Here is a 16,158-nt window from a genome sequence, read left to right as displayed (position 1 = left end):
AAAAACAGCAAAAAGCAAAAGGTGTAATTCCTAATAAATAGATAAAAAATTTCGATTAAAGCAAATATAATCGTTATTTTGTGCAATCAAATTCAAAAACTGTTATGTTGAAAAACAACTTAAAATATATTTCATTCCTTTTAGTATTTTTAATGATGAGTTGCGCCAAAAGAGGCAGCATTACCGGCGGATTAAAAGATACACTTGCTCCTGTTTTAGAATCGAGTTCGCCTAAAAATTACAGCACTAACTTTAAAGGAGATCAAATTATTTTAACTTTTGATGAATATGTTAAGCTTAAAAACCTGAACAAACAGCTTATTATTTCACCTCCAATGAAACATGAGCCAATCATCACACCAACGAATGTGAGTAAAGTTTTAACTATAAAGATTAAAGATACTTTACAACCTAATACTACTTACAGTTTTAATTTTGGACAAAGTATTACCGATAATAATGAAGGTAATGCGATGAATCAATTTAAATATATTTTTTCTACAGGACCTTATATCGATTCGCTTTCTATTGGCGGAATCATTAAGGATTCTTATGAAAAAACGGTTGACAATTTTGTTTCGGTAATGTTGTATGAAGTAAATGATAAATACAAAGATTCTGTTGTTTATAAAGATTTTCCAAGATATGTAACGAATACTCTGGATAGTTTGAGAACTTTTAAATTAGAAAATTTAAAAGCCGGAAAATATCTTTTAGTGGCAATGAAAGATAAAGGCGGCAACAATAAATTTAACCCAAAAGACGACAAAATTGGTTTTCTTAAGCATTTTATCACGGTGCCAAATGATACTCTTTTTGAATTAGAATTATTTAAGGAAGTATTGCCTTTAAAGGCTTTTAAACCTATTCAGGCTTCAGGAAACAGATTATTGCTTCCTTATGAAGGAAAACAGAATTTTAAACTTTCTAAACCAAAAATTTTTCTTAGAAACAATACTGAAATACTGGAAACTATTGTTACTCAATTTCCTAAAAAAGATTCTTTACAAGTTTGGTACAAACCTCTAAAAGCAGATTCTTTATCTCTTGATATTAGCAAAGAAGGTTACGATAAAAAGTTTACTTTTAGAATTAAAGACCTGAAAAAAGATACTTTAAACATAACAGCGGTACAAAACGGTATTATTCATTTTAGAGACAGGTTTACTTTAGAAACTGCAACGCCTTTGGTGAAATTTGACAAATCAAAAATCAAATTGGTAAACAAAGATTCTACTGCAGTAGATTTTACTACAGAATACGATGAATTTGAGCAGAAATTATATGTCGATTTTAAGAAAGAACCTTTGCAGAAATACAATTTTACCTTTCTTCCAGGCGCTTTGACTGATTTCTACGAAAAGTCTAACGATACGTTATCTTTTAAATTAACCACCAGGGAATTTGAAGATTACGGGAATTTAATATTGAATTTGAAGAATGTAAAGCGTTTTCCGATAATAGCGGAAATTACCAATAAAAAAGGAGATGTGGTACTTGCCAGCGACTATTCTGAAGGCAAGACTAAACTTCAATTCGATTTATTGCAACCCGAATCATTTACGTTAAGAATCACGTATGATGATAATAAAAACAAAGTATTTGACTCCGGAAATTTCTTAAGTAAAACGTATGCTGAAGAAGTGTTTTATTATCAAAAAGAAATCGATGTTCGAACGAATTGGGATGTAGATGAAACTATTGATTTAAGTATTCCTTATAATCCAGAACTGGAAGTAAAGGAAACGAAAAAGAAGAAAAAAGAAGAAGAGAAGAAGAGAAAGGCTTTCTAGATTTTAATTTCGAAAGCATCTTTATCACTCAAAAAGTCAAGCTTTTTACGTGTTTCCAACATTATATTTTTGTCTAATTCAACCACAAAAATATTTTGAGTTTCTTGTGGTTCCAAAATATAATGTCCTAAATAATCGACTGCCTGCGAATGTCCTATATGCTCATAATCGTTAGCATCAAGCCCTAACCTGTTTACGCCAACAACATAACTCAGGTTTTCTACGGCGCGTGCTTTTAGCAAAATATCCCACGCATTCGTACGAACTTTTGGCCAATTGGCAACATATATAAGCAAATCGTAATTTTCGATGTTTCTGGCAAAAACAGGAAATCTTAAATCATAGCAAATTTGCAGACAAATCTTCCAACCTAAATAATCAACGATTACTTTTTCAGTTCCGCTTGTATAGGTTTGATCTTCTCCGGCAAGTGTAAACAAATGGCGTTTGTCATAATATTGAATTTCTCCTGACGGAAAAATGAACAACATTCGATTATAATATTGATTATTTTCTTTGATAATGAGACTTCCGGTAATGGCAGCATTTTTCTGTTTTGCCAGCGTTTTTATCCAAAGAATTGTTTCGCCTTCCATCGTTTCAGCAACTTCTACAGCATTCATTGTAAATCCGGTCGAAAACATTTCAGGAAGCACAATCAAATTAACTTCTGAATCGATTTGATTTATTTTCGATTCAAAATTATTTCTGTTTTTGGCAATATCTTCCCAATAAAGATCTGATTGTATAAGTGCTATTTTCATTTTATACGAATTTTGAGCTTGATATTAAATAATAATCAAATCTGGAAAAGCCATTTTATAAGCTTTTAATTTTTCATTCTTCGGATCAACTTCGGTAACAACATAATCAACCTCAGATAAGCTCGCAATTTTCATTTTTAGCACCGTATTAAGCTTTTCTGTAATTGTTATGATGGCTGTTTTTTTTGAAGCCTGAATCATCGCTTTTTTAACTTGTACGGTTTCCCAATCAGAATCTGAATAACCGCCATCGATATCTAAAGCATTTGTTCCTAAAATCAATAAATCTGCTTTTATATTCGCTAATTGATGATACACTTCTCCACTCACACACATTTGACTGTAAGATGATATACTGCCGCCAATCATAATAACTTTGACATTAGGCTTATCTAAAAGCTGAACAGCCGTAACCACTGTAATTGTAAAAATGGTAAGATTTAAATCATTTGGAATTAATCGAATAAACTCTCTAATAGTAGTTCCTCCATCAAGTATTAAAACCATACCATCATGCAAAAGACTAATAGTTTTCTCGGCAATGACTTGTTTTGATTCTACTTCATATGTTTGGTTTGAAGATGAATAATGATACGCCTTGGTCATCGCACCACCTTTCACTTTAATCAATAAAGATTCTGATTCAAGTTCATTAATATCACGTCGTATCGTATCTTCTGAAACACCCAGTTTAGCCGAAAGCGTTTCAAAACTTACACGAGTATGCAGGTTAATCTCTTTTAAGATGTGATTTTTCCTTTCCTCTTTTGTATAATTTATTAATTCCTGATCATTCATTCGAATACTTTTTACTTAAACAAATTTAAGCATTTAATGTAATATTATTGTGAAACATAAAAACGCATCTTTTAAAAACAAAAAACGCATTCAAATAAATGAATGCGTTTTTTAATATAATTAATCTTTTTAGATTATCCTTTTAAGCTTGCTGATAAATACTCACGGTTTAAACGTGCGATATTTTCAAGAGAAATTCCTTTAGGGCATTCTACTTCACAAGCTCCAGTATTGGTACAGTTACCAAAACCTTCTAAATCCATTTGGTGTACCATGTTTAAAACACGATCAACAGCTTCTACTTTACCTTGTGGCAATAATGCATATTGAGATACTTTTGCTCCAACGAATAACATTGCCGATGAGTTTTTACAAGTTGCAACACAAGCTCCACAACCAATACAAGCTGCAGCATCAAATGATTTATCTGCATCGTGTTTGTTAATCGGAATTGTATTTGCATCGATTGTATTTCCTGAAGTATTTACCGAGATAAATCCTCCTGCATGCTGAATTCTGTCGAAAGAACTTCTGTCTACAACTAAATCTTTAATTACCGGGAAAGCTTTTGCTCTAAATGGCTCGATAAAAATCGTATCACCATCTTTAAACATACGCATGTGTAATTGACAAGTTGTAACTCCTCTGTCCGGTCCGTGTGCTTCTCCATTGATGAATAATGAACACATTCCGCAGATTCCTTCACGACAATCGTGGTCAAATGCAACTGGCTCTTCTCCTTTATTGATTAATTGTTCGTTAAGAACATCAAGCATTTCAAGGAAAGACATATCTGGTTCAATTCCATCGATTGGGTAATCAACGATTCCCCCTTTATCTTGGGCGTTTTTTTGACGCCATATTTTTAATGTAAGTTTCATACTGTTTTAGTTTGAAGGTCATAAAGTCGAAAGTCGAAAGTCACGTAACATTTTGCCATTGACTTTAAGTCTTTTGTCTTTTGACTAATTGCTATTTGTAACTACGCTGTACTAATTTAATGTTTTCATAAACCAGAGGTTCTTTGTGCAATACGGCGTCACTTGGTTTTCCTTTGTATTCCCAAGCTGCAACGTATGCAAAATTCTCATCGTCACGAAGTGCTTCTCCTTCTTCTGTTTGGTATTCCTCACGGAAGTGACCACCACAAGATTCGTTACGGTGTAAAGCATCTTTTGCGAACAATTCTCCTAATTCTAAGAAATCGGCAACACGTGTCGCTTTCTCTAATTCCTGATTAAATTCGTTAGCGCTTCCTGGCACTTTTACATCTTTATAAAACTCTTCACGTAAAGCAGCAATTTCTTCGATAGCTTCAGTTAAACCTTGAGCGTTACGAGCCATACCAACTTTATCCCACATGATTTTTCCTAATTTCTTATGGAAATAATCTACAGAATGAGTTCCTTTATTATTGATAAATCTGTCGATTTGATCTTTTACTTCTTTTTCTGCCGCTACGAATTCTGGTAAGTCTGTAGAAATTTCTCCCATTTTAATATCCGGAGCTAAATAATCTCCGATAGTATAAGGCAATACGAAATATCCATCAGCTAAACCTTGCATCAAAGCAGAAGCTCCAAGTCTGTTTGCTCCGTGATCAGAGAAGTTAGATTCTCCAATTGAGAAACATCCCGGAATTGTAGTCATTAAGTTATAATCAACCCAAGTTCCACCCATTGTGTAGTGAACCGCAGGGTAAATCATCATTGGTGTTGTATAAGGATCCTCATCAACGATCTTGTAATACATCTGGAATAAGTTTCCGTATTTACTTTTCACGATCGCAGCTCCTAATTTAGTTACTAAAGCAGCATCGTTAGCATCTAAACCTTTTACGAAAGCGTCTTCAGTTCCATAACGTTTAATTGCTGCAGCAAAGTCTAAATAAACTGCTTCACCCGTTTTGTTAACTCCAAAACCAGCATCACATCTTTCTTTTGCAGCACGAGATGCAACATCACGAGGCACTAAGTTACCAAAAGCAGGATATCTTCTTTCTAAGAAATAATCTCTTTCTGCTTCAGATAAATCTGTTGCTTTTTTCTTTCCTTCGCGAATTGCCTGAGCATCTTCTAATTTTGCAGGAACCCAAATACGACCGTCATTACGTAACGATTCAGACATCAAAGTCAGTTTTGACTGGTGATCTCCTGAAACCGGAATACATGTTGGGTGAATTTGTGTGTAACAAGGATTTGCAAAAAATGCTCCTTTTTTATGAATTTTCCAAGCTGCTGTTGCGTTACTTCCCATAGCGTTTGTCGACAAGAAAAATACGTTTCCGTATCCTCCAGAACCAACTACTACTGCGTGAGCAGAATGTCTTTCTATTTCTCCTGTAATTAAGTTACGAGCGATAATACCTCTCGCTTTTCCGTCAACGATTACAATGTCTAACATTTCGTGACGGTTGTACATTTTTACTTTACCACGACCAATCTGACGGTTCATTGCAGAATATGCTCCTAACAATAATTGTTGTCCTGTTTGTCCTTGTGCATAAAAAGTACGAGAAACCAAAGTTCCTCCAAAAGAACGGTTATCTAAAAGTCCGCCATATTCACGAGCCAATGGAACCCCTTGAGCCACACACTGGTCAATAATATTTGCCGAAACTTCAGCTAAACGGTGAACGTTTGCTTCACGCGCACGGTAGTCACCACCTTTTACAGTATCGTAGAACAATCTGTAAACTGAGTCACCATCACCTTTATAGTTTTTTGCTGCATTGATACCACCTTGTGCTGCAATAGAGTGCGCACGTCTTGGTGAATCCTGAAAGCAAAATGCTTTTACGTTATATCCTAACTCGGCTAAAGTAGCTGCTGCAGAACCTCCAGCTAAACCTGTACCAACAATGATAATATCTAAATTACGTTTGTTAGCAGGGTTTACTAAATTAATATGATCTTTATAATTTGTCCATTTGTCCGATATTGGACCATTTGGAATTTTTGAATCTAATGCCATTATAATTGATATTAATTATTGAAATGATGAAATAGTGCGATGATAACAAATAATGCAGGTACAACAACCGCAAAACCGTAACCAACTTTACTTAAGAAACGAGAATATTTATTGTGCATTCCCATTGATTGAAGAGAAGACCCGAATCCGTGCCAAAGGTGAAATCCTAATAATACAAACGCTACACAATATAATCCTGTACGAATTGGATCATGAAACTTATGAACTAACTCTCCATAATATCTTGCAGCATCAGGCGTGTTCCCTTCTACATATTTATAAGCAATTTCAGGAACCCAAAAATCATAAAAGTGCAATACAAAGAAAGCCAAAACAACAGCTCCGGAAATAATCATATTTCTTGAAGTCCATGAAGCGTTTGATGCTCCGTTGTATTTTGCATACGAAATTGGTCGTGCATTTCTGTTTTGTATTGTCAGAACAAATCCAAATACAAAATGGAAAATTACACCAAATGCTAAAACAGGTTGCATTACGTATTGAATTAGCGGATTGTAACCCATAAAATGAGAAACTTCGTTAAAAACGTTTTCACTAAAAATAGAAACTAAATTTAAGGAAACATGCAGCGCTAAAAACGAGATTAAGAACAGTCCTGAAAGCGCCATTGCAACTTTCTTTAAGATGGACGCATTCAATAGTGCAGATTGTGCCATAAGAGTTTAAGTAGTTTGTTTTAAAAAATTACACAAAAATAACTCAAATAGAAAAGAACTACAACCATTTCGTTGTTATTTATAATGATTTTAAAGAGCTTTGGCAGACATTTCAGCAAATTATTTAAAAACAATAAAATAGGTTTTATTCTGAAGCCATTTTAACGAAAACCTGACTTTTATATAATTACCAAATTGTTATTTTTTTTGCGTTTTTGATTTATTTTCCTCAAAAGTAGGCAGAAACCAAATTTTAATCGGGCAAAACGGCGCAATTTCAGAAGCATAATTTTACCTTTATCGGCTTCAAAAAAAAGCAGAATGAAAACAGGAATAGACGCTATATCTTTTGACGTAGCCAACATACATTTACCTATAAAAACTTTGGCTGTTGCCAGAAATATTGAACCCGAAAAATTAGAAAAAGGTCTCGGATTAATTAAAATGACTTTGCCGGACGTGCATCAGGATGCGGTTGTTTTTGGAGCAAACGCCTTAACAAAACTAATTCTTGAAAACGAAATTAACTTAAACGAAATTAACCGGATTTATGTTGGAACCGAAAGTGGAATTGACAGCTCAAAACCTATCAGTTCTTTCTTAATCAGTTTAATGGAGCAAAAATTCGGAGAAGATTCTTTGGCAGAATGCGATGTTGTCGATTTTACTTTTGCCTGTATTGGCGGTGTCGACGCTTTGCAAAATTGCATTGATTTTGTAAAATTGAATCCAACTAAAAAAGCGATTGTTGTTACGACAGATTTTGCTAAATACGATTTAAATTCAACAGGAGAATACACGCAAGGTGCCGGAGCTCTTGCAATGCTTGTAACTTCAAACCCAAGAATTATTGCTTTTGATGAGAATTGGGCGACAAGTACAAAAGGAGTTTTCGATTTCTTTAAACCTTACAGAAGCATTTCTAAAGAAGCGATTACACAAAACGAAAACAACGATCCCTGGTTTGACAATTTAGAAGCCGAAATCGAAATTCATAAAGATCAGCCCGTTTTTGATGGTCAATATTCAAATCAATGTTATATGGATCGTACGCGAAATGCTTACTTTTCATTTAAGAAATTAAAAAATACAACCGAGACTTTATACAAAACATGGAATAGTATTATCATGCATCTTCCCTATTCTTTTCAAGGCCGAAGAATGCTGTCTGAGATTTATGCTTTAGACCACGCTGATAAAATCATTTCTGAAAATATTGAACCGGCAGATTATCAAAACAAAATTAAAGAAGTTGGAAAATCTGATGAATACCGAAAGTTTGTAACCGAGAAATTACAACCTGCAGAATTGGCTTCGTCTTTAATTGGAAACCTTTATACAGGTTCTATTTTCATGGGATTATTATCGACTTTGGCTCATTATTATGATACAAAACAAGAAGTTTCCGGAACTAAATTTGGTTTCCTGGCTTATGGAAGCGGATCGAAATCGAAAGTCTTTGAAGGAACAATTCAACCGGAATGGAAATCGGCTTTAGCCAAAACCAAACTTTTTGAAAACTTAGAAGAAAGCACCGAAATTGGTTTTGAAACTTATGAAAGCCTTCATAAAAAAGAACAAAAACAAAGCATAAGAACTCCTAAAAACGAATGGATTTTGGATCGAATTGAAAAAGAGATCCCTAATTTGATTGGGGCGAGATATTATAAATGGATCGACTAATTAAATTTCCATTTTTAAAATTCAAATTCCAATATTCGATTGTATAAAAAAACCGAAGCTTATCGCTTCGGTTTTTTTGTTTAATTTTTATTTATTTTCACCGTAGTGTTTTTTAATTTCCATCAAAATATCATACACTACACGATCATTCCCTTCATGATATCTTCTGGCCAAAAAACTATAAATCAATATCGTTGCAGCGTGGTCATCATTTCCTCCTATTGCATAGGCTTTTTCCTTTATTAAGTCCGAGTTACTTTCGGAAACATAAGGAACAATCTGACTATAGTAGTGGTATGCAATATCTTTCTTTGTCCCGGAAATCATGATATTATAAATTTTATCTAATGTTTTGGAGGCATCACCAGTATCAGAAATATCATCTCTGCTTGCAATCAGCACATCTACAAGCTGATTTAAATTCGTCTCAAAGTAAATTTTCTTAGACAACAAAGAGTAAATAATAGGGCTGTAACTCTTAAATGATTTTGTGAGAGCGTCAGGATTACCTCTTAATGCCCTACCCACATCATTTATTTGCAAATATTCACCAGGATGAAATCCGGGTTCGCTTTTGTTTTTCGTATCGATATAATATTCACCTTTTTTTAAATTTAAGAAATCTGCCAGAAAATAACGGATTAATTTTTGCACTCTTGTATCGGTGTAACTTTCATCAAAATATTCTTTAAAATATCCTGTTGATTTTACAACAGCTCGGTTCATTTTTTTAAAACCGTAATAATCATCCTCTTCATCTGGAAATTGTTCATCTGTAATCTCTTCCTGCCCAAATGTAGTTGTGCTATCAACAACAGTACTGTCTATAACTGCATAAGCAGTATCCTGAGACACTTCGGTTTCATCTACTTCCGGAACAAAAGGAATAGCTTCAATTATTTCACGTGAGGAATACTGCGGAGAAATTAGTTGATTCAATCCAAAAAATAAAGAACCTCCAAAAACAAGAGCTGAAAGAAGCATCATTAAACCTCCCAAAAGTCGACTTACTTCATTAACAGAATCTTTTATTCTAAAAAAAAGAGCTGCAACCAAGCTTGCAATAAACAGAATTCCCAAAAAAACAGAAAATCGTATTCCGAAACCAGAATACCCTTTTGTCCCAATTCCAAAATCCATCGCTACACAAATAACAGAACACAGAAATACTATCGCACCAAAAGCCAGGTTCACAAAAAAAGAAATACGCCAGAATTTATCTTCGGTACTGTTTTCTAAATTTTCAGTCTCTGAATCAGACTGAACAACAGAAACTATAAAACGCTGAATAAGAATCGAAATTCCTAAAACCAGCAAAAAAGAAGAACCTATTACCAACAAAATCAATTTTGGAATAAGCGCAAAGTCAACACCATACTCTACAGTGTAAAACACAAAACCTAATACAGCTAATACAAAAAACTGAACTATTAAAATTATTTTATAAGATTTTATCATTGTGAATTTTAAATATAATGTTCTTGTATTTCTCTTAAAACCTTATAAACCTTATCTATATTTCCTTCCTTATTTCTTCTTGCCCAAAAACTATAAACCCACACGATATCTGAATTGTGCTTAAAAAAAACTTTATTTTTACTAAGCTTTTTTAGTGCGTCAGAAGAACAATAATTTTTAATTCCCGGAAGAAATTTTCCAATATTCTTTTCATCTTCATCTATCTCATTTTGCATAATCTCGAAAATGCTATCTAGTTTTTCACCATCTTTACCGACATCATCATAAGCTAATAACAATGCATCTACTACTTGATCGAAATGATTACTACGATATACTTCTGTTGAAATCGTGCTATAGAGAATCAACTTATAGCTTTCAAGTCCATCTTGAATCTGCGCGGGATGATCTCTTAAATCCGAAATAAAACTAAGTACACGATAATCATTATCAAATAACTGTCCGTCAAAAATACCATATACATAAATCCTAAGTCCTACAAAGTCATCTGACGTGCCATTTTTCTTTACAAAAAAATCCTCCCTCATTGACTTCCATGAATCAATAATTATTGACTCATCCATTATCTGAAGTTCTTCGTTTTGTTCATCGCCACTTCCTTCTTCACTCTCATTATAATTATTAGATTCATCATAATCACCAAGTTGTTCTTCCGCCTTTGCTGGTATTTTTTTTTCGCTTTTAGCCATTTTATAACTTTCAGATGCATCATGAAATTTTCCCAAAAAAAGAACGTCGCCAAAAATTGAAACACCTATAATAAAAAAGCTAAAAATTAAAATAACTGCAGTAAGAGTTTTGTTTGTTTTCCAATTGATTCCGGCTGCGAAAAAGAACGAAGCTGCTATCAAACTTATCAAAACAACAAGTAAAGCTCTTAAAACTATTGAACCATAAAAGAGTATTGGCTGATCTATAACAATGGGATTTTCTCGAAAAATTATTGCAGAAAAAATGGCAATAACAATTACAAAAAAAACATTGCAATAAAATGCAAATTTCCAAAAATTCTGCTTGCGCTTTATTTTCAAAATCTCTGCTTCATCTTGCGGAGTATCTTCCTGTTTTGAAAACAAACTAAAAAGCGCAAGTACTAAACCAATACCAAAAATAAATAACGGAATAGCATAACCATAATTAAATTCATAAGGATGAAGTTGTCTAATTCTAAGTGTTTTTTGTTCTCTGAAATTTGATGAGATTAAAATCCCTAATAAAAGAACGAGAATAAACTGAAGTACTAATGTGTTTTTAAAAAACTTGGTTTTGTTGTCCATATTTTGGGCTGATAGTTTCGCAGTATTTGCCCAAAACTATTAAAAATAAATTAACATTTACGATTAAATTCAAAAATTTAATTCAAAAATTTAACGTATTTAACTTTAAAAAAACCGAAACATTTCTGCTCCGGTTTTCTTTATTCGTCCAATATATGACAAGATTGTGCCAAAAACCTTTGTCAAAGTTTAAAGCTTTAACAAAGGTCTGGGCATAAAAAGTAATCAATCCTTTTTATGTTGTTCTGTATAATTCTGATTTCCTTTAATTCGGGTGTCTTCGGTGTGCATTCCGTTTGCCATTCCTAACATAAAGGCAGTAATTATAACAAGCATTTTTCTTTTTATCCAATGAAATGGTCGCTTAGATTGCTCTAAACGTTTTTTATTATTCTGTTTATACATTTTGAAAATGATAAATGATTAGACATTATTTTATCATCGTATGCGTTGAAGCGCATAAAAGCTTAGAAAAATTAAGCTATGTATAAACTTGTTTTGAAATTACCGGAATGAGTCATTTCATTTACAAAAACAGATTGTTTTATAAATGAATTTAATTTCTGAAAAAGAAGTATTTGCAAATTTTGAATTACCCGAATTTGAAAACTAAAAGTATCCTTATGAGAAAGATAATTTAGAACAATCGAAAAGAGTGTTTTTGTTCGGGAAATTGATTGAGCAAACTTGTATAATCGAGAACTCGAAAAATCTAATTCCCGTCTTAAAATCACAAACGAAGATTGGTAATAATCTGCCGATTTTGATTGAGAAACTAAAGTACCATCACTCGCAATCACGACAAAAGCCAGAAAGAGCGAAATTAGATATTTTAGATATTTATTCAATCGACGTTAAACAGGTTATTAAAATTTTCAACCAAGCGAAAATACGAATTAAAACAAAACCTACAATTTCAGAATTCATTTTGTTTATCTGTTACTTTTCTTCTTTCGTTTTTACAAAGAAGCAATCCTAATCCTAAAGCAAAAACCACACAGCTTAGCAACATGCAAATTCCGTTTTTTAACACAAAAAAGGAAAAACCAATAGCCAATGAACCAACAACAACCATTAATGAACTTAGAGTATTTTTTTTGAAGAAGTTCAGCGCGTGAATTGCCAAACCTATAAAAAGCAAAGAAGGTCCGATAATAATAAATGGATACAAAATCGCTGGCGTATTGCTAATGTGTTTACTCAATTCTTCTTTGGCAAACTCATTATTACCAAAACTCGACATTATTAAATCGATTGTACAAAGCCCAATATGCGCAATGACTCCTAAAGTTGTAACAACTGAAGCTATAGAATTTAATCTGTTTTTGAAAAATACATCATTAAACGATAACAAAAAACAGGCTCCAATTAAGTTGAACCAATGCCCAAAATCAATCGGATTTTGATAGTTTGGTAAAACGTGAGAAAAGAATAAATAACTGATGACAAAAAATAATAATCCGATAAAGCAAAGGTGTTTTGTTTTCATAATTAATTTTATAATTGATGAAACAAAACTAAAATCAAAAACTTACGTAAAGCCCAAGTTTATTGACTTAGGTACAAAACATATAGTTTTAGGTACGAAAATCACAACGTTAATAAAGTTTCTTTGTAGTTTTTAGAAACCGGAAGTTCTATTTGAGTCAAGACAACGGTATTTTGATTTCTCCAGGATTTAAAATGCATTGGATTTATTAAATGCGATCGATGAATTTGCATTAAAAAACCAAAATCTTCCTGAACTTTTCTGAGCGAAATCCGAAGCAGTTTTGAAGTAAGTTTACCGTTTTCGATATAAAAAATCTCAACGTAATTCTGAGCATTCGAAATACAAACCAAATCGGCTTTGTTGATTTTTAAAATATCTAATTTGTTTTCTCCTCTAAGTGTTAGAATATCATCATTCGAAGGAATTAATTTGATCAAATATCTTCTTGCGAGAATAATTACCGGAGCCAAAATCAAAGCAACGCGGCTAAATATAATCAAAAAGAATTCTGTAAAATTATATCCACCTTTTAGAATCGGACTTTTATAATAGAAGTAAATCCCAATTAAATAAATCAAATAAAAAGATAGCAAACTAACTATTTCCAACTCCACATTCCAATTTGAAGTTTTTATGTAAACCCATTTTTGAACAAAAGCTAAAACTGAATAACAGGAAAATGCCAAAACACTAAAACCTAAACTTATTAAAAGCCAGGATTTAAAATTTAAAGTTCCGTCATCAAAAGGCCTTATGATAAAAGCAAAAACAAAAATCCATAATGCGATAAGCAAACCTACTATCAGATTGTGTTTTATGGATATGTTTAGTTGTTTCATTTTTTCTTAAAGCAATTATTAATATACAATATTAGACTTTAATTCAACTTGTTTCAAGTAAGATCTACTAGTTTTCCACTTATCTTCAATATCAACAAAAACATAAAAAAGAGGAAAAAACACCGTATTTATATTAAATAAATAAGAATATTACAGGCTATTTAAAAAATAAATCAGAAAATCGGATTTTTTTGTAAGTATTTATTTAAAATAATTTGTATTTTTATCAAAGTCGTATCCGAAAAACTTATAGAGTAGGAAAATCCAAAAAACAAATTACCTATGAAAAATTTACAAAATTTATCAAACTTACAAAAATTATCAAAAGAAGAATTGAAATCAATTAATGCCGGAGCTATAAACTGCGTACCATATCCAATATGTGGCGGTGACGAAGTTTCGTATTACGGAAGAAACATCTGTGGTTGGTATTTATACAAAACAGCAACAGGTAGTATCTGTATGGAATATCTGCCATGATAATAACATAACCATTAATTTATTAAAACTGCTATCTTATCAATAGCAGTTTTTTTTATGTTCGATTTTACATCGCTGGAAAACTTACTTATAAATCGTAAACTTATTATGCGTTAAACCAAAACCAAGATTTTCGTAAATCAATACGTTTTCTACTCGTTTTTTATTTGTGGTAACTTCGATACTTTTCAAGTTATTTTGATCAGCATAATTCATTATTTTTTGGATCAATTGTTTACCAACGCCTTGACCTCGATACTTTTGATGAATAAAAAACTCCTGAATTTCGCCAACTAATCCGCAATGATGCAAAAGATTTTGGGTGTGAAAACTAATAAAGCCTAAAGCTTCATTTTCGTTTTCGGCAATTAGATAAAGGTTTTTGGGGTTTGAAATATTTTCATTGAATATTGTTTCGAAAATTTCAAAATCTAAAACTTCATTTTCGAGTTCGCAGATTGCTTTGTAGACAAAATCTAAATCTTGTATTTGGATTTTTCTGATTTTGATTTTTGATTCCATCTAGAATTTTCTCCTATTTATAATTAGCTAATATCACTCAACCCAAGACGTTCGAATTTAACCTTGTATTTCTCAATATAATTATTCCATTTTTCTCTCTGGCTCTCATTATCATAAACAGAAGCCGAATAATCAGCGACTTCTTTACTAAAATGATTTCCAAAAACTGAATCTAAACTTTCTATTCCAGAATCAATTACTCGTTTTAAAATGGTCAGTTTATCAATTCCATTTTCTTTACAAACTTTATCCAGCCATAATCCTTTACTTATTTTCACATATTCTTCGAGCAAATTCTCGGTAATAAATTCTGAAGGAACATCAGTTATATTCGGTTCGTGTTTTCCATTTTTAAATGCAGTTAAAATCAATTTTTCAGAATAAAGTGTCTTTGGAATAAGCGAAATTAATGTTCCGCTTTTGGCCGCTTTTAGGCAAAGTTCTTCTGTTATAAACTCATCTGGAATTTTCTGAATCGAAAATCCATCTTTATCGACTAATCTTTCGCAAAGTTCCTGGGTAATAAATTCCTGATTGACAAATGGTAATGCATGAAATGTATTATTTAAAGCCAAATCGCATAATTCTTTGGTTTTAAATTGATGCGGAACTAATTTCAAATCTCTATAATTTGATGCAACTCTATTTTGCCAATATTCAAAAGTTTTAGGAGCGGGATTGCTTAGTTTTAAAACCAATTCTCCTTTTTCTAACTCACGTTTTAATTCTTCGAAAGTTTCAATTAATGGATTATTCAGATGTTTTCGTAATTCATTTGAGATAATTTCTTCTTCACTTTCATCATCATATTCGGAATCATTTTTTGAGTCAAAATCATTTGCTTTGTCATTATAATAAAACAAATCGTTTTTTCGCTCTGCAAAAGTTGTATAATGATCTTCGACTATAAAAACCGGAGAATCGATAACGCCTGAACATTTAAAATTTCCGTGATTGTACGAAGTCATCACCACTTCTTTTGCATTGACATTGCCATTTATTTCGACATAAGAACCTCCTAATAATAAACTTTTACAAGTTACATTTCCACTAATAAAAACATATGGCCCGTAATCTCCTTCGGCATTTATTATAGAACCATTTGTAAAGATATTTCCATTTATCAGAATTCCTTCGATCCTTAATTCCTCAATAGTTTTAAAGGGTAAATTAAAGATATTAATAAACCACTTTTTTATTTTATCCTCATAAATATCTAAATGAAAATTACCATCAAAATACACATCTTGGTTTGCGACAAAAAAGAAATCATCGTCATTCCATTCTTCAAAATAATCAAATCCTTCATGATCCAATAGAAATGGATATTGTGATTTGACTTCTTTTATTGTTATTAATTTAAAAACTGAATTGTGCATTT

At 32.2% G+C, this 16,158-nt stretch carries 15 protein-coding genes; 3 read left to right on the top strand and 12 right to left on the bottom strand.

Annotation, left to right across the window (positions count from 1 at the left end):
* Positions 1-104 precede the first annotated feature (104 nt).
* Complete coding sequence (locus GKZ86_RS15445; RefSeq protein WP_154783979.1) at positions 105-1,793, top strand: Ig-like domain-containing protein; 1,689 nt, start codon at positions 105-107, stop codon at positions 1,791-1,793.
* On the opposite strand, the gene GKZ86_RS15440 is transcribed toward GKZ86_RS15445, so the two are convergent.
* From GKZ86_RS15440 to GKZ86_RS15420, 5 genes are all read right to left on the bottom strand, one after another.
* Positions 1,790-2,557, bottom strand: a complete 768-nt coding sequence (locus GKZ86_RS15440) for a nitrilase family protein (protein WP_154783978.1) — start codon at positions 2,555-2,557, stop codon at positions 1,790-1,792. The two genes, GKZ86_RS15445 and GKZ86_RS15440, sit on opposite strands and share 4 nt — an antisense overlap.
* 24 nt (positions 2,558-2,581) lie before the next feature.
* Positions 2,582-3,355 carry a DeoR/GlpR family DNA-binding transcription regulator gene (locus GKZ86_RS15435; RefSeq protein WP_154783977.1) on the bottom strand — a complete coding sequence of 258 codons (774 nt, stop codon included), beginning with the start codon at positions 3,353-3,355 and terminating at the stop codon, positions 2,582-2,584.
* A 134-nt stretch (positions 3,356-3,489) separates the two neighbouring features.
* Entirely contained in the window at positions 3,490-4,236 is a 747-nt protein-coding gene (locus GKZ86_RS15430; protein WP_154783976.1) for a succinate dehydrogenase/fumarate reductase iron-sulfur subunit, read from the bottom strand.
* 91 nt (positions 4,237-4,327) lie between these two features.
* Positions 4,328-6,328, bottom strand: a complete 2,001-nt coding sequence (locus tag GKZ86_RS15425) for a fumarate reductase/succinate dehydrogenase flavoprotein subunit (protein WP_154783975.1) — start codon at positions 6,326-6,328, stop codon at positions 4,328-4,330.
* Positions 6,329-6,339: 11 nt separating this feature from the next.
* The gene (locus GKZ86_RS15420) at positions 6,340-7,005 is read right to left on the bottom strand and encodes a succinate dehydrogenase cytochrome b subunit (protein ID WP_154783974.1); all 666 of its coding nucleotides are present in this window, start codon (positions 7,003-7,005) and stop codon (positions 6,340-6,342) included.
* A 321-nt stretch (positions 7,006-7,326) separates the two neighbouring features.
* Here GKZ86_RS15420 and GKZ86_RS15415 point away from each other — a divergent pair, with 321 nt between their 5' ends.
* On the top strand, positions 7,327-8,688 hold the full coding sequence (locus GKZ86_RS15415; protein WP_154783973.1) for a hydroxymethylglutaryl-CoA synthase family protein: 1,362 nt from the start codon (positions 7,327-7,329) through the stop codon (positions 8,686-8,688).
* 87 nt (positions 8,689-8,775) lie between these two features.
* Here the strand turns inward: GKZ86_RS15415 and GKZ86_RS15410 are convergent, their stop codons facing one another.
* The 5 genes from GKZ86_RS15410 to GKZ86_RS15385 form a co-directional block, all read right to left on the bottom strand.
* Positions 8,776-10,146: a hypothetical protein gene (locus GKZ86_RS15410; protein WP_154783972.1), complete on the bottom strand. Its 1,371-nt coding sequence runs from the start codon at positions 10,144-10,146 to the stop codon at positions 8,776-8,778.
* Between the two features lie 8 nt (positions 10,147-10,154).
* Positions 10,155-11,444: a hypothetical protein gene (locus GKZ86_RS15405; RefSeq protein WP_154783971.1), complete on the bottom strand. Its 1,290-nt coding sequence runs from the start codon at positions 11,442-11,444 to the stop codon at positions 10,155-10,157.
* 476 nt (positions 11,445-11,920) lie between these two features.
* Positions 11,921-12,292 (bottom strand): hypothetical protein, encoded by a 372-nt coding sequence (locus GKZ86_RS15395; RefSeq protein WP_154783969.1) that lies wholly within the window; start codon positions 12,290-12,292, stop codon positions 11,921-11,923.
* Positions 12,293-12,360: 68 nt separating this feature from the next.
* The gene (locus GKZ86_RS15390; protein ID WP_154783968.1) at positions 12,361-12,933 is read right to left on the bottom strand and encodes a hypothetical protein; all 573 of its coding nucleotides are present in this window, start codon (positions 12,931-12,933) and stop codon (positions 12,361-12,363) included.
* Between the two features lie 101 nt (positions 12,934-13,034).
* Positions 13,035-13,775 carry a LytTR family DNA-binding domain-containing protein gene (locus GKZ86_RS15385; RefSeq protein ID WP_154783967.1) on the bottom strand — a complete coding sequence of 247 codons (741 nt, stop codon included), beginning with the start codon at positions 13,773-13,775 and terminating at the stop codon, positions 13,035-13,037.
* A 282-nt stretch (positions 13,776-14,057) separates the two neighbouring features.
* Here GKZ86_RS15385 and GKZ86_RS15380 point away from each other — a divergent pair, with 282 nt between their 5' ends.
* Positions 14,058-14,255: a hypothetical protein gene (locus tag GKZ86_RS15380; protein WP_154783966.1), complete on the top strand. Its 198-nt coding sequence runs from the start codon at positions 14,058-14,060 to the stop codon at positions 14,253-14,255.
* Positions 14,256-14,339: 84 nt separating this feature from the next.
* Here GKZ86_RS15380 and GKZ86_RS15375 read toward each other — a convergent pair whose 3' ends face one another.
* Both GKZ86_RS15375 and GKZ86_RS15370 read right to left on the bottom strand, forming a co-directional pair.
* Positions 14,340-14,777, bottom strand: coding sequence for a GNAT family N-acetyltransferase (locus tag GKZ86_RS15375; protein ID WP_154783965.1), 438 nt, complete (start codon positions 14,775-14,777; stop codon positions 14,340-14,342).
* Between the two features lie 23 nt (positions 14,778-14,800).
* A complete protein-coding gene (locus GKZ86_RS15370) occupies positions 14,801-16,156 on the bottom strand; it encodes a polymer-forming cytoskeletal protein (RefSeq protein WP_154783964.1) in 1,356 nt (451 codons plus the stop codon).
* Between the last annotated feature and the right edge of the window lie 2 nt (positions 16,157-16,158).

This window comes from Flavobacterium sp. LC2016-13 (assembly GCF_009707955.1).
Taxonomy (GTDB): Bacteria; Bacteroidota; Bacteroidia; order Flavobacteriales; family Flavobacteriaceae; genus Flavobacterium.
The sequence above is the reverse complement of the archived record's forward strand: the minus strand, read 5'-3'. Positions and strand labels throughout refer to the sequence as shown.

Coding starts and splice junctions, on each gene's coding strand:
- GKZ86_RS15445 (WP_154783979.1), top strand. CDS start 105: ATGTTGAAAAACAACTTAAAATATATTTCATTCCTTTTAGTATTTTTA.
- GKZ86_RS15440 (WP_154783978.1), bottom strand. CDS start 2,557: ATGAAAATAGCACTTATACAATCAGATCTTTATTGGGAAGATATTGCC.
- GKZ86_RS15435 (WP_154783977.1), bottom strand. CDS start 3,355: ATGAATGATCAGGAATTAATAAATTATACAAAAGAGGAAAGGAAAAAT.
- GKZ86_RS15430 (WP_154783976.1), bottom strand. CDS start 4,236: ATGAAACTTACATTAAAAATATGGCGTCAAAAAAACGCCCAAGATAAA.
- GKZ86_RS15425 (WP_154783975.1), bottom strand. CDS start 6,328: ATGGCATTAGATTCAAAAATTCCAAATGGTCCAATATCGGACAAATGG.
- GKZ86_RS15420 (WP_154783974.1), bottom strand. CDS start 7,005: ATGGCACAATCTGCACTATTGAATGCGTCCATCTTAAAGAAAGTTGCA.
- GKZ86_RS15415 (WP_154783973.1), top strand. CDS start 7,327: ATGAAAACAGGAATAGACGCTATATCTTTTGACGTAGCCAACATACAT.
- GKZ86_RS15410 (WP_154783972.1), bottom strand. CDS start 10,146: ATGATAAAATCTTATAAAATAATTTTAATAGTTCAGTTTTTTGTATTA.
- GKZ86_RS15405 (WP_154783971.1), bottom strand. CDS start 11,444: ATGGACAACAAAACCAAGTTTTTTAAAAACACATTAGTACTTCAGTTT.
- GKZ86_RS15390 (WP_154783968.1), bottom strand. CDS start 12,933: ATGAAAACAAAACACCTTTGCTTTATCGGATTATTATTTTTTGTCATC.
- GKZ86_RS15385 (WP_154783967.1), bottom strand. CDS start 13,775: ATGAAACAACTAAACATATCCATAAAACACAATCTGATAGTAGGTTTG.
- GKZ86_RS15380 (WP_154783966.1), top strand. CDS start 14,058: ATGAAAAATTTACAAAATTTATCAAACTTACAAAAATTATCAAAAGAA.
- GKZ86_RS15375 (WP_154783965.1), bottom strand. CDS start 14,777: ATGGAATCAAAAATCAAAATCAGAAAAATCCAAATACAAGATTTAGAT.
- GKZ86_RS15370 (WP_154783964.1), bottom strand. CDS start 16,156: ATGCACAATTCAGTTTTTAAATTAATAACAATAAAAGAAGTCAAATCA.